Source organism: Archangium violaceum (assembly GCF_016859125.1).
Lineage (GTDB): Bacteria > Myxococcota > Myxococcia > Myxococcales > Myxococcaceae > Archangium > Archangium violaceum_A.
On record NZ_CP069338.1, the window covers coordinates 8,187,501 to 8,201,210 of the forward strand.

Annotated in this window: 9 protein-coding genes and 2 rRNA genes (1 of these 11 cut by a window edge); 8 read left to right on the forward strand and 3 right to left on the reverse strand. The window is 66.0% G+C overall.

Annotation, left to right across the window (positions count from 1 at the left end; all coding sequences use genetic code 11):
- The 5 genes from JQX13_RS35060 to JQX13_RS35080 form a co-directional block, all read left to right on the forward strand.
- Positions 1-2,337, forward strand: a 23S ribosomal RNA gene (locus JQX13_RS35060); it begins 631 nt to the left of the window's first position.
- A 168-nt stretch (positions 2,338-2,505) separates the two neighbouring features.
- Positions 2,506-2,622 (forward strand): 5S ribosomal RNA (gene rrf / locus JQX13_RS35065).
- Positions 2,623-3,089: 467 nt separating this feature from the next.
- The gene (locus JQX13_RS35070) at positions 3,090-5,900 is read left to right on the forward strand and encodes a serine/threonine protein kinase (RefSeq protein WP_203403807.1); all 2,811 of its coding nucleotides are present in this window, start codon (positions 3,090-3,092) and stop codon (positions 5,898-5,900) included.
- Between the two features lie 96 nt (positions 5,901-5,996).
- Entirely contained in the window at positions 5,997-7,370 is a 1,374-nt protein-coding gene (locus JQX13_RS35075; protein WP_203403808.1) for a KamA family radical SAM protein, read from the forward strand.
- Positions 7,370-8,581: a KamA family radical SAM protein gene (locus tag JQX13_RS35080; protein ID WP_203403809.1), complete on the forward strand. Its 1,212-nt coding sequence runs from the start codon at positions 7,370-7,372 to the stop codon at positions 8,579-8,581. Before JQX13_RS35075 ends, JQX13_RS35080 begins: the two co-directional genes overlap by 1 nt.
- A 37-nt stretch (positions 8,582-8,618) precedes the next feature.
- Here the strand turns inward: JQX13_RS35080 and JQX13_RS35085 are convergent, their stop codons facing one another.
- The 3 genes from JQX13_RS35085 to JQX13_RS35095 form a co-directional block, all read right to left on the reverse strand.
- Entirely contained in the window at positions 8,619-9,107 is a 489-nt protein-coding gene (locus JQX13_RS35085; RefSeq protein ID WP_203403810.1) for a hypothetical protein, read from the reverse strand.
- A 133-nt stretch (positions 9,108-9,240) separates the two neighbouring features.
- Entirely contained in the window at positions 9,241-9,567 is a 327-nt protein-coding gene (locus JQX13_RS35090) for a hypothetical protein (protein WP_203403811.1), read from the reverse strand.
- 41 nt (positions 9,568-9,608) lie between these two features.
- Entirely contained in the window at positions 9,609-10,148 is a 540-nt protein-coding gene (locus tag JQX13_RS35095; RefSeq protein WP_239014041.1) for a hypothetical protein, read from the reverse strand.
- A gap of 71 nt (positions 10,149-10,219) precedes the next feature.
- Between JQX13_RS35095 and JQX13_RS35100 the strand changes: the two genes are divergently transcribed.
- From JQX13_RS35100 to tgt, 3 genes are read left to right on the forward strand one after another with little or no spacing between them, the layout of a single operon-like run.
- Positions 10,220-11,326, forward strand: coding sequence for a SpoIID/LytB domain-containing protein (locus JQX13_RS35100; RefSeq protein WP_203403813.1), 1,107 nt, complete (start codon positions 10,220-10,222; stop codon positions 11,324-11,326).
- Positions 11,327-11,375: 49 nt separating this feature from the next.
- Positions 11,376-12,461 (forward strand): tRNA preQ1(34) S-adenosylmethionine ribosyltransferase-isomerase QueA, encoded by a 1,086-nt coding sequence (gene queA / locus JQX13_RS35105; RefSeq protein ID WP_203403814.1) that lies wholly within the window; start codon positions 11,376-11,378, stop codon positions 12,459-12,461.
- A 13-nt stretch (positions 12,462-12,474) separates the two neighbouring features.
- Positions 12,475-13,659 (forward strand): tRNA guanosine(34) transglycosylase Tgt, encoded by a 1,185-nt coding sequence (gene tgt, locus JQX13_RS35110; RefSeq protein WP_203403815.1) that lies wholly within the window; start codon positions 12,475-12,477, stop codon positions 13,657-13,659.
- Positions 13,660-13,710 lie beyond the last annotated feature (51 nt).

The window sequence follows — 13,710 nt, forward strand, 5'->3', positions numbered from 1 at the left end:
GGCGACTTAATGTACGTAGCGAGGCTAAGCCGCTAGGTGGAGCCGGAGCGAAAGCGAGTCCGAAACGGGCGAAACAGTTGCGTGCATTATAACCCGAAGCGGGGTGATCTACACATGGCCAGGTTGAAGTGAGGGTAACACCTCATGGAGGACCGAACTCATGAAAGTTGAAAATTTCTGGGATGAGCTGTGTGTAGGGGTGAAAGGCCAATCAAACTCCGTGATAGCTGGTTCTCCCCGAAAGATATTTAGGTATCGTCTCGAGGAATTCAATACCGGAGGTAGAGCACTGGAACGGCTAGGGGTCTCACCAGATTACCAAACCGTACCAAACTCCGAATGCCGGTAATTGTTATCTCGGGAAGCAGTCAGTGGGTGATAACGTCCATTGGCAAGAGGGGAATAACCCAGACCGACAGCTAAGGCCCCCAAGTCTAGTCTAAGTGAACACTAGAAAGGATGTGGCAGGTCATTGACAACCAGGAGGTTGGCTTAGAAGCAGCCATCCTTTAAAGAAAGCGTAATAGCTCACTGGTCGAGACAGGCCGCGCCGAAAATGTAACGGGGCTCAAGACTAGCGCCGAAGCTTCGGATTGCATACGTCAGGCGTATGCAGTGGTAGAGGAGCGTTGCAACTGCAGCGAAGGTAGACCGCAAGGGCTGCTGGAGCGGTTGCGAGTGCTGATGCCGAAATGAGTAGCGATAAAGGGGGTGGGAAACCCCCTCGCCGTAAACCCAAGGTTTCCTGGGTCAAGTTAATCTTCCCAGGGTTAGCCGGGACCTAAGCCGAGGCCGAAAGGCGTAGGTGATGGCAAGCAGGTTAATATTCCTGCGCCATCTTGTAGACGTTGAACCGAGGAAGGACGGAGAAAGCTAGACGAGCTGGCCGGTGGTTGTGCCAGTCCAAAGGCGTAGGGGTGTCGCGTACGATGAAAAGGCGCGGCAGCCATCCCCGAGACCTGATGGCGCCCCTCACGGGGTAAGTCGTTGATGCTCGGCTTCCAAGAAAAGTTCCGCGGGGAGTCTACAGGGTGTCCGTACCGCAAACCGACACAGGTGGGTGAGGAGAAAATCCTAAGGCGCTTGAGAGAACTCTCCTCCAAGGAACTAGGCAAATTTCCACCGTAACTTCGGAAGAAGGTGGGCCTCTGGTAGGTGAAGGCGTACAGCTGGAGCCGAGAGAGGTTGCAGAGAAATGGCGGTAGCGACTGTTTACCAAAAACACAGGACTCTGCGAAGGCAAGAAGCCGACGTATAGGGTCTGACTCCTGCCCGGTGCTGGAAGGTTAAGGGGATTCGTCAGCCGCAAGGCGAAGCGATGATCCGAAGCCCCAGTAAACGGCGGCCGTAACTATAACGGTCCTAAGGTAGCGAAATTCCTTGTCGGGTAAGTTCCGACCTGCACGAATGGAGTAACGACTTCCGCACTGTCTCGGAGAGGGACTCAGCGAAATTGAAATAGCTGTGCCGATGCAGTTTACCCGCAGCAAGACGGAAAGACCCCGTGAACCTTTACTACAACTTGACAGTGACACTAGGGTTCGACTGTGTAGGATAGGTGGGAGCCTTTGAAGCCGGGCCGCCAGGTTCGGTGGAGGCAACGGTGAAATACCACCCTGTCGGATTCTGGTGTCTAACCATGCCCCCTCAACGGGAGTTGGGACACTGTCTGGTGGGTAGTTTGACTGGGGCGGTCGCCTCCCAAAATGTAACGGAGGCGCGCGATGGTTCCCTCAGCCCGATTGGAAACCGGGCGTCGAGTGCAATGGCATAAGGGAGCTTGACTGCGAGACAGACATGTCGAGCAGGTGCGAAAGCAGGTCATAGTGATCCGGTGGTCCTGAATGGAAGGGCCATCGCTCAACGGATAAAAGGTACTCCGGGGATAACAGGCTTATCTCCCCAAGAGTTCACATCGACGGGGAGGTTTGGCACCTCGATGTCGGCTCATCGCATCCTGGGGCTGGAGCAGGTCCCAAGGGTTTGGCTGTTCGCCAATTAAAGCGGTACGCGAGCTGGGTTCAAAACGTCGTGAGACAGTTTGGTCCCTATCTGCTGTGGGCGTAGGATACTTGAGAGGCTCTGACCTTAGTACGAGAGGACCGGGTTGGAGACACCGCTGGTGTACCAGTTGTCTCGCCAGAGGCATCGCTGGGTAGCCATGTGTCGATTGGATAACCGCTGAAAGCATCTAAGCGGGAAACCGACCTCGAGAATAGGTATCCCGGGCGCAAGCCCCTGAAGACCCGTCGAAGACTACGACGTTGATAGGCCGGGTGTGTAAGCGCGGTAACGCGTTGAGCTAACCGGTACTAATTGGTCGTGCGGCTTACTTTACCTCAATCTCTCACAGGCTCCACCCCAAGGGGGGAGTAAGGGATTCGAGGCCAAGGTCGAGGCCCCTGAGCGCGCTCCGAAGCGAGCGGCGCCGGGCCCGGAAGAAGGCACCAGCTTCTGTCAGCAGGAAATTGAAAACTACCCTTTGTATGTACGAGTCACATGTTTTCCGGTGGCAATGTCGGAGGGGTCCCACCCGTTCCCATCCCGAACACGGAAGTTAAGCCCTCCAGAGCCGATGGTACTCCGCGGGAAACCGCGCGGGAGAGTAGGTCGCTGCCGGATTTTTTTGAAGGCCCCGGGTCTCACGCCACGTGAGACCCGGGGCCTTCCCCTTTGCGGGCTGCCGCGGCGCGCGCTCCTGCCCCCGGGCCGACGTTGGGTGGTGGCCTGCTCCGCCGGGTGGCGCCGCACCGGTGCCTGGTCGGGCACCTCTGCCTTCCGTACGCCCGAATCGCTGCGAGACGCGCTCCGCCTCGCGCGGTGCTGCGCGGCGTGTGGATTCGCCCTGCTTGATGGCAGTGCTCGTTGTGGTCTCCGCCTTCGCGAATTCGGACGGAGTGACTCCCGGCCAGCCGTTCGGTGGATGCTTGTATGGCCCAAGTGGCTGGAACTCTTGGAGAATCCGCCCTCCGGGGTGGTTTGACTCACCGTCCGTGCTCCGACTAAAGTCCCGGGTTCGTCCGGTTTTTCCACCCACCGTTCCCCCCTGAGCGGCGCTGTGGCCTTCCGGGTGCGGGCGGATCCACGCAATGAAGAAGCCGACCTTATTTGGCAAGTACCTCCTCCTCGAGCGCATCAACGTTGGCGGCATGGCGGAGGTCTTCACGGCCAAGGCCTTCGGCGTCGAGGGGTTCGAACGGATCCTCGCCATCAAGAAGATCCTCCCGACGATGGCGGAGGACGACGAGTTCATCACGATGTTCATCGATGAGGCGCGGATCAGCGTGCAGCTGAACCACGCCAACATCGTGCACATCCACGAGCTCGGGAAGCACGAGGACACCTACTTCATCGCCATGGAGTACGTGTCCGGGCGGGATCTGCGCACGCTCCTGGAGCGATACCGGCGGCGCAAGGAGATCATGCCCACGGCCCAGGCCGTCTTCGTCGCCTCGAAGATTTGCGAGGGGCTCGACTACGCGCACCGCAAGAAGGACGCCCGCGGGCAGGACCTGAACATCATCCATCGCGACATCTCTCCGCAGAACATCCTCATTTCGTACGAGGGAGAGGTGAAGCTCATCGACTTCGGTATCGCGAAGGCGGCGAACCGGTCGCAGAAGACGCAGGCCGGCATCCTCAAGGGCAAGTTCGGCTACATGAGCCCGGAGCAGGTCCGCGGCCTGCCCATCGATCGTCGCAGCGACATCTTCGCGGTGGGCGTCATCCTCTACGAGATGCTCACGGGCGAGCGGTTGTTCGTCGGCGAGTCGGATTTCTCCACCCTGGAGAAGGTGCGCAACGCGGATGTGCCCACTCCGCGTCAGTTCAACCCGAATGTTCCGGTTGGCCTCGAGAAGGTGATGCTCAAGGCCCTCGCCCGTGATGCGGAGGAGCGCTATCAGTGGGCGTCGGATCTCCAGGAGGACCTCATGCGGTTCCTCCTGGCCGGGGATGCCATCTACTCGTCCAAGCATCTCTCGGGCTACATGAAGGAGGCCTTCGCGGAGGACATCATCCGCGAGGCCGAGAAGATGGAGCGCTACGCTTCCGTCGAGCGCCCGGAGCAGATCGAGGCCTCTGGCGTCACGGGTGACATCTCCTCCCGTTCTCCGCGTCGGCAACAGGCTCTCCCCGCGACGCCCGTGGCCGGCCGTTCGCCCACGGCCCTGGCCCAGCCCGCCCTGAACAACGGCCACGTGCCGCCTCCTACCGAGGAAGAGCTGGCCGAGCTCGATGGTGCAGGGGACAAGACTCAGATCTTCGATCCTTCCATCATTCTGCGGCCAGATTCCTCCAGCCCGGAGCCCTCGGCCAGTGTGCTGGTCGACGACAGCCTCACCGGAGAGACGAACTACCCTCCCGAGTTGGATGAAACCCTGCCTCCCACCCCTCGTGACAGGTTCCGCGGCGCGAGGCCGCAGGTGGTCATCGGGGAAGAAGGGGAGGGTTACTCTGGCGCCACCGTCATCGGGCCCGCTCCCACGGCTCGCCCGGAGCCGGACGCTCTGGAGGAGTCCAACGCCACCCGTGTCGGTCAGATCGAGTCGGGTGGCACCATGATGAGCCCGATGCCCACAGGGCAGCGGATGAGGCTGCAGATGGATGAGGAGCTGGACTCCTCCTCTCATCAGGACGCCGAACAGGACGAGCAGCAACTGCCCGAGGACGAGGCTCCGGACGAGTACGACGATCCCCGCGCGCGAGGTCCGCTGGACGATCCCCAGGAGGAGGAGACGACCGGCCCCATCACCCTCCCGCCGACGGCCCAGACGTCCGCGCCCGAGAAGCCGAAGCCCACACCCCAGAAACCAGCACCGCGCGCCGCCACCGGAGTCGGAAAGAAGCTCCCCTCGAAGGCCGTCCTCGGGATTGCCGCGGGCGCCGTGGTGTTCGTGCTCGTGATTCTGGGCGTCGTGTTGTTCTCCGGGCCCCGTACCGGCAGGCTGATGATCTCCGTGCTGCCCGCGGAGGGCTCCGAGGTCCGGATCGACGGGCAGATCTACGCGCAGAACCAGGTCATCGAACTCCCCGAGGGGACCCACAAGCTGACCGCCACCGCCCCGGGTCATCTGCTCGCGGAGAAGACGGTGACCGTCACCAAGGGACAGCGTCCGCAGGTCGTGTCCGTGGAGTTGGTGGCCGAACCTCCGCCCGATCAGCCCGTGGCGAATGACACCCAGGACGCCAACGCCACCGGTACCGGTACCGGTACGGGGACTGGCGCTCAGAGCGATACGTCGTCGGGCTCCCTGTCCGCGGAGAATGATCCGAAGGAGCTCCCCGACTCCCAGACCGCATCGGCCGCCGATACGGGCACGGGGACGGGGACGGGTACTTCACCCGCTGCCGAGGATCCTCCCAAGCCGACGACGTTCGAGGCGGTGTTCGTGGGAAATGTCGGCGCGGAGGTCGCGGTCGGTGGCAAGCGCGTGGGCAAGACGCCCGACGCCAGGCTCGCCAACCTCACCGTGGGGAAGACCTACTCCTTCACGGCTTCGCGCGCCGGATACAAGAGCTACTCCGGCAAGTTCCGTTCCGATGGCGACACGGAAGTGCAGGTGCCCTTCGAACTCGAGAAGGAGGAGCCCCCGCCCGCCCCGGAGCGCCAGGTCACCAGGCAGACTTCGAGGAGCAGCTCCGGGAGCAGCAAGCCTCCTCCTCCTCGCGTCGTGGCCAAGGGCAAGCTCGCGTGCAGCTCCCGTCCCGCCGGGGCCCAGATCTGGGTGGATGGCAAGAACACCGGTCGCATGACCCCCGTGGCGCTCGGCAATCCGCTGCTCCTGCCGGTGGGTAGCCGCACGGTCGTCTTCAAGCTCGGCGGCAAACAGAGCAAGCCCCAGAAAGTGGATATCTCCGAGGGGGATGTGGCCAAGCTCATCAACATCCCGATCGAGTAATCACGCATTCGTTGCCCTCTTTCCAATGTTGGGTAAAGAGGGGCCTCTCCCAGGGCTTCCTGTTCCCAGGCCCTGGTTCCATTAAGGTTGGTTGCCATGACGACGACGCCCATCCGCGGCAAGGCCTCCTCGGCCGGCCCCGCGCAGCAGCCTTTCTCCTATCCTCTCCGCCGTGAATTCGTGGAGCCGGACTGGAGACGCCTGCCCGGCTACAAGAACGTGACCCAGGCCGAGTGGGAAAGTTCCGTCTGGCAGCGCAAGCACACCGTCAAGAACCTCAAGGAGCTCCAGGCCGTCCTCGGCCATCTGCTGCCCGAGGATCTCCTGGCCAGCATGGAGCGCGATCAGCGCGAGCGCGCGACGATGTCCATCCTCGTCCCGCCCCAGATGATCAACACCCTGGACGAGACGGACCTGTGGAACGACCCGGTCCGCCGTTACATGCTACCCGCCTTCGACGACCGGCACCCCGAGTGGCCCAACCACCCCAAGGCCAGTCGCGACAGCCTCCACGAGGCGGACATGTGGGTCGTGGAGGGCCTCACCCACCGCTACCCCACCAAGGTGCTGGCGGAGATGCTCCCCACCTGCCCCCAGTACTGCGGCCACTGCACCCGCATGGATCTCGTGGGCAACGACGTCCCCCAGGTCCAGAAGCACCGCTTCAACATCCCCCAGAAGGAGCGCTACGAGCAGATGCTCGACTACCTGCGCCGGACGCCCACCGTCCGCGACGTGGTGGTCAGCGGCGGTGACATCGCCAACCTCCCCATCCAGGCCCTCGAGCCGTTCGTCAGCGCGCTGCTCGATATCCCCAACATCCGGGACATCCGCCTGGCCAGCAAGGGCCTCATGGCCATCCCCCAGCACTTTCTCCAGGATCAGGTGCTGCAGGGACTGGAGCGCCTCGCCAAGAAGGCCAACGAGCGCGGCGTGGACCTCGCGCTCCACACCCACGTCAACAACGCCCGCCAGCTCACCCCGCTCGTGGGCAAGGCCGTGCGCAAGTTGCTCGACATGGGTTTCCGCGACGTGCGCAACCAGGGCGTGCTCCTGCGCGGCGTCAACAGCTCCCCCAAGGAACTCCTCGAGCTGTGCTTCACGCTGCTCGATCACGCGAAGATCCTCCCGTACTACTTCTACATGTGCGACATGATCCCCAACTCGGAGCACTGGCGGCTCAGCGTGGCCGAGGCCCAGCAGCTCCAGCACGACATCATGGGGTACATGCCCGGCTTCGCCACCCCGCGCATCGTCTGCGACGTGCCCTTCGTCGGTAAGCGCTGGATCCACCAGGTGGCCGATTACGACCGCGAGCGCGGCATCTCGTACTGGACCAAGAACTACCGCACCGGCATCGAGGGCAATGACCCCGATGCCCTCTCGCGCAAGTACGAGTACTTCGACCCCATCTACACGCTGCCCGAGTCGGGCCAGCAGTGGTGGCGCGAGCAGGCCAAGGCGGCGTGATGTTCCCCTCAGCGCCGCCCTCCAAGGGCGCTCCCTCGCGTCCGGCTTCCGAGGCCGGGCGCCGGGCCCTCTTTCCCGAGGCCACCGACGCCGAGTGGTCCGACTGGCGCTGGCACCAGCGCCATGCCGTGCGCAACCTCGCGCAGCTGGAGAAGTTCGTCCCCCTCACGCCCGATGAGCGCGCCGGCGTGCAGGAGACCTCGTCCCTGTTCCGCATCGGCATCAGCCCGTATTACCTGTCCCTCATCGACCGGGACCATCCGCTCTGTCCCATCCGGATGCAGTCCATTCCCGTGCGCGCCGAGGCCCGCATCCGCCCCGGTGAGCTCGCGGATCCGCTCGGCGAGGACAAGACCCGGCCCGAGGAGGCCATCGTCCACAAGTACCCGGACCGCGTGCTCTTCCTCGCGCTCGACACGTGCTCCGTCTACTGCCGCCACTGCACCCGCCGCCGTATCACCAAGGGCGGTGAGGCCGAGCTCTCCAAGGAGCAGATGCGCCGCGGCATCGAGTACATCCGCCGCCACCCCGAGGTGCGCGACGTGCTCATCTCCGGTGGGGATCCGTTCCTCCTCTCCGAGGAGCGGCTGGAGGAGCTGCTCGCGCCCCTGTACGACATCCCCCACGTGGAGATGGTGCGCATCGGGACCCGCGTGCCCGTGTGTCTGCCCATGCGCGTCACCGACTCGCTGGCCCGTCTCCTGCGCCGCTACGCCCCCCTCTACGTCGTCACCCACTTCAACCACCCGAAGGAAGTGACCCCCGAGGCCCGCGAGGCCTGCGAGCGGCTCGTGGACCACGGCGTCCCCGTGGAAAACCAGGCCGTGCTCATGCGGCGGCTCAACTCGGATGCCCGCATCATCAAGGAGCTCTCCCACGCCCTCCTGCGCATCCGCGTCCGCCCGTACTACCTCCACCAGATGGACGTGGCCGAGGGCTGCGAGCACCTGCGCACCCCCATTTCCAAGGGCATGGAGATCCTCCAGCAGTTGCGCGGTCACACCACCGGGCTCGCCGTGCCCCACCTCGCCGTGGACCTGCCCGGCGGCGGCGGCAAGGTGACGCTCCAGCCCGATTACGTGCTCGAGCGCGGTGAGCAGAAGACCGTATTCCGCAACTACAAGGGCGAGCGCTACGACTACCCCGAGCCCGAGGAGACCGACTGCTCCTGCCCCTACGACTCCGTGTGGCAGCAGAAGCGTTGGGGGTAGGGGAGGGGGGTTACTTCTCCTCGGACGGACCCTGCGCCTATTTGGCCGGGGTTTCCTCTCCAGAGGGCAGGCCGTGCTCCACCGCGGGCAGTGAGCCCTCCTGCTCCTCCAGTGTCACCGGATTCTCGTCGCTGAACCCCTGCTGGACCTGGATCTCCCCGGGCCCATGGGCCTTCGAGGCCGCGGCCTTCTCCTTCGCCTCCAGTTCCTTCTCCGCGGCATCTACCTCCGCGTTCTGCTTCGGCCCCATCCGGGCCGTCTGCCGCGCGTAGTCCTTCCGCGACACCCCATTCTTCTCCATCACTTCCTGGAGGGCTTCCTGCTGCTCGCGGATCATCTGCCGCCGCTCGGCGTTGGTCATCTCCGACGGCTTCTTGTTGCCGTGCGCCGCGTTCACCTTCGCCTCCGCGGCCTTCTCGTCGCGCCGGATTCGGGCGAGCTGCTCGGGCGTGAGATCCTCGGCGAGCACGAGGCCCGGCACGGTGAGCCAGCTCGAGAACAGCAGGATGGAGAGACGGCGGGACATGGAGGCTCCTGGGTGGGCCTGGTGGGCCTCCCCATCGTATGGGAGGTTGGGGACCCGTGGGTAATCTCGTGGGAAGAACCCAGGAGCCGATACCCTCACCCCGACCCTCTCCCAGCGGGAGAGGGAGATGGGTTCAGCGATCCCGGCAACGCGTGCAGCTGTCCGTCGTTTCCGCGCAGGACTCCCTCGCCCGAACGCACCGCCGCGGGAGATCCGTCCGGTCCGGATGGTCCGTCACCACGTCGCAGAGGTCTTCCGCCACGCCGCACGTCTGGGTGGAGAGGGTGCACCGGTCCGAACAGGACATGTCTCCCGCGGAGGCGCTTCGGGCTCGTAGCTCCTCGAGCCGCGCCTCGTAGGTGGTGAGCTGGTCATCGTCCGAGCCGGCCACCCGGGTATCCACCTGCTTGGGACATCCCACGAGGGCCAGCGTCAGCAGGGCAAGGCTCGCAGCGCGCATGCGTCTCCCTTATGCGTCGGCCGCCCGCTCCGTCCAGGGCCTCAGCGTTCGATGGACCGCGGTTGGACAGGTGGAGGGCGCTCCTCGGGGCGATTGCAGTACAGGTATGCCGTCAGTCCCAACAGGGCCAGCACCGCCAGCTTCCTCAGCCAGTCTTCCCGTTGGCGCTTCGGAGAGTCCTCCTCCTCGTGCTCGGCCGCCTCGAGCGCCGCCGCTACCTCCGGGCCCAGTTCGCGCAGTCGCCGGCACAGCGCCACCGTCCCCGCCAGCGCGGGCGGCACCGCCGCCGTCTCACGCTCCAGCGCCTCGGCGAGTGCCCGCGCCCAGACGTCCTCCTCCGTGTCGTTCTCCGGCTGCCGGCAGGGGAGGGCCGCCTCCTTCGTCAGGGCCAGGCCGGCCCTCAGCAGGTGGACCGAGAACGCCTCCTTCGAGATGCCGTAGAAGGTCGCGCTGTCCTCCTGCGAGCGGTTCTGCACCAGCCGCGTCACGAGGAAGGCGGAGGTGCGGTACGGCAGCGCTCGGAGCGCCGCGCGGAGCTCGGCGGTCGAGGAGAGGCGGGAGGCGTCGGGGGCAGGGGACACGGGGGCGGCATTCTCCGTCATCCGCCGGCCGATTTCTTGAGCCTCGTGCACCGCCCCCTACACTGACCGGCATGTTGCGTCCTGTCGCACTGCTGCTGCTCCTGCTCGCGCCCCTCCGCGCGCTCGCCGTGGAGACCATGCGCATCGCCATGGGCGACGCCCAGAGCGAGGTGCGTGTGAGTGGGAAGGGTCTGTCCTTCGGCTCCGATACCGAGGATGCCCGCTTCTCCCCACTCGACCAGGACAGCGTCGTCGTCCGGCGCAAGGGCTCGCGCCTGGAGCTCAACGGGGCCCCCGTCATCGGTAACTCGGTGCGTTTCCGCGCCGGCCTGGACGCGCAGGACGCGGGGGTGCCCGGCTCCTCACCCCTGCGCGCGGGTGACATGGAGGTTCGTGGCGACGTCGTCGTGCGCATCTACAAGGGCGGACTCCAGCTCATCAACGTCATCCCGCTCGAGGACTACCTGGCCGCCGTGCTCGGCAGCGAGATGCCCGTGTCCTTCCCCCTCGAGGCCCTCAAGGCCCAGGCCGTGGCCGCCCGCACCTACGCCCTCCAGAAGAAGCTCGAGACCTACGGCAGCCCCTTCCACATGGGCAGCAGCGTGCTCCACCAGGTCTACGGTGGCGTCAATCGCGAGGACGCGCGCACCCGCTCCGCCGTGGAGGCCACCCGGGGAGAGGTGCTCACCTACGAGCTCGCCCCCATCGAGGCCTACTTCCATGCCTCCTGCGGCGGCCGGACCGAGACCGGCCAGAATGCCCTCGGGCGCGCGCTCCCCTATCTGCGGGCCGTGGACTGCCCGTGTGGCCGTCTGCCCGCCAGCCGCTGGAGCGCCACCCTCTCCGACTCCGAGCTGCGCTCCGCCCTGGGCCAGTCCACCGAGGGCTTCCGCGTCACCTCCCGCACCAGCACCCACCGGGTGAACCGGGTGGTCACCTCCAGCGGCGCCTCGCTCGATGGGGCGACCCTCCGGCGCAAGCTCGGCTACACGAAGCTCAAGAGCCTGGAGTTCGACGTGGAGCACACTTCCGGTGGCTGGCACTTCAATGGCCGTGGCTACGGCCACGGCGCCGGCCTGTGCCAGTGGGGCGCCAAGGCGCTCGCGGACGAGGGGCTCTCCTACCGGGACATCCTCCTGCACTACTACCCGGGGACCGAGCTGCAGCATCTCTACTGATACATCCCGTTTCGTCGAGGCGCCCGGGCTGTTAGAAGCGCCTCCTCCCGTGTCGTCACTGCTCTCCGATTACGACTTCGAACTGCCCGAGGCGCAGATCGCCCAGGCGCCCCTCTCCACCCGGGATGCCTCCCGCCTCATGGTGGTGAGCCGCGCTTCGGGTGCGTGGGCCCACCGCCACTTCTCCGAGCTGCCCGGGCTGCTGCGCGAGGGCGACCTGCTCGTCGTCAACGACGCCCGCGTCATCCCCGCACGGCTCCTCGGCTCCAAGGCCGGCACCGGCGGCCGTGTGGAACTGCTCGTCGTCCGCCCGTCGGCCCCCACGCTCACCTCCCAGGCACTCGGAGGCGCCGCCGAGGCCCTCGAGTGGATCTGCCTCGGCCAGGCCTCCAAGGGCCTCAAGCCCGGGGCGCGCATCTCCTTCCCCGGAGGACTGGATGCCGAGGTGCTGGAGGCGCTCGGGGGCGGCGAGTACCGGGTGCGCTTCCACGCCGCGCCGGGCACGTCGCTCGCCGAGGTGCTGGAGAAGGCCGGCCGCCTGCCTCTGCCGCCCTACATCACCCGCCCTCCCGAGGCCTCCGACGCCGAGCGTTACCAGACGGTGTACGCGCGGGCCTCGGGCGCGGTGGCGGCGCCCACGGCGGGGCTGCACTTCACCGAGGCCACCTTCGCGGCGCTCGCGGCCCGGGGCATCCACCGCGTCGAGGTGACGCTGGACGTGGGGCCCGGCACCTTCCTCCCCGTCCGGGAGGAGAACCTCGAGAAGCACCACATGCACCCGGAGCGCTACTTCGTCCCCGAGGCCACCGCCCGGGCGGTGAACGCCGCGAAGGCCGAGGGCCGCCGGGTGGTGGCGGTGGGTACCACCGTGGTGCGCACCCTGGAGTCGGCCACGGACCCGGACACGGGCGCGCTGCGCGCCGGGCCGGGGGAGACGACGATGTTCATCCGCCCCGGTTTCACCTTCCGGCAGGTGGACGTGCTGCTCACCAACTTCCACCTCCCGCGCTCGACGCTGGTGGTGCTGGTGAGCGCGCTGCTCGGCCGGGAGCGCACCCTGGCGGCCTACCGGGAGGCGGTCGCCGCCGGCTACCGGTTCTTCTCGTACGGCGACGCGATGTTGGTGACGGAGTAGGAGACACGACGCAATGGGAGAGCCGCGCAAGGAGAAGGGTGATACCCGGGTTCCACCGAGCCTGGTGCGCTACGAGCTGCTGCACGAGGACGCCTCGGGCACGCGCGCGCGCCGGGGGCGGCTGCACACCCCCCATGGCCTTGTGGAGACGCCCATCTTCATGCCCGTGGGCACCGTGGGCAGCGTCAAGGGCGTGGGGCCGGATGAGCTGCTGACGCTCGATGCTCAAATCATCCTCGGCAACACCTACCACCTGATGCTCCGCCCCGGAGACGACCTGGTGGGGGAGATGGGCGGCCTGCACCGCTTCATCTCCTGGGACCGCCCCATGCTCACCGACAGTGGGGGCTTCCAGGTCTTCAGCCTCGCCGAGAAGCGGAAGATCACCGAGGAGGGCGCGGCCTTCCAATCCCACCTGGACGGTCGGCACATCCTCCTGTCCCCCGAGCGCTCCATCGAGATTCAGGAGACGCTCGGCGCGGACATCATCATGGCCTTCGACGAGTGCCCGCCCTCCACCGAGGACCGGGCCTACATGGAGAAGTCCCTGGCGCGCACCACGCGCTGGCTGCACCGGTGCGTGAAGGCCTGGAGCCGCGAGCGCTCCTCGCTCTTCGGCATCGTCCAGGGGGGCCTGAACAAGGATCTGCGCAAGGCCCACGCCGAGCAGGTGTGCGCGGTGGACCTGCCGGGGTACGCGCTCGGAGGCTTCTCGGTGGGGGAGACCCCCGAGGCCATGCACGAGGGCGTGGCCTTCTCCGCTCCGCTGCTCCCCCGGGACAAGCCGCGCTACCTGATGGGGGTGGGGACGCCCGTGGACCTGGTCACCTGCGTGGAGCACGGGGTGGACATGTTCGACTGCGTGCTGCCCACCCGTTGCGCGCGCAACGGCCTGCTCTTCACCTCGGAGGGCAAGGTCACCATCCGCAATGCCACGTACGCCAAGGATGACCGGCCCGCGGATCCGGCCTGCTCCTGCTACACCTGCCGCAACTTCAGCCGGGCCTACCTGCGTCACCTGTTCGTGGCGGGGGAAATCCTCGCCATGCGGCTCAACACCCTGCACAACCTCCACTACTTCCTGGGTCTCATGAAGCAGGTGCGCCAGGCCATCTCCGAGGACCGGTACGCCTCGTTCGCCCGTGACTTCCGCGAGAAGGCCCGGGCCCAGGAGGCCGAGCGCACGAGGTCGAAGTAGCCCTGGCGGCCATCCAAACGGCCGGTTCCCGGGGTCCGCCGGAGCCTCTCC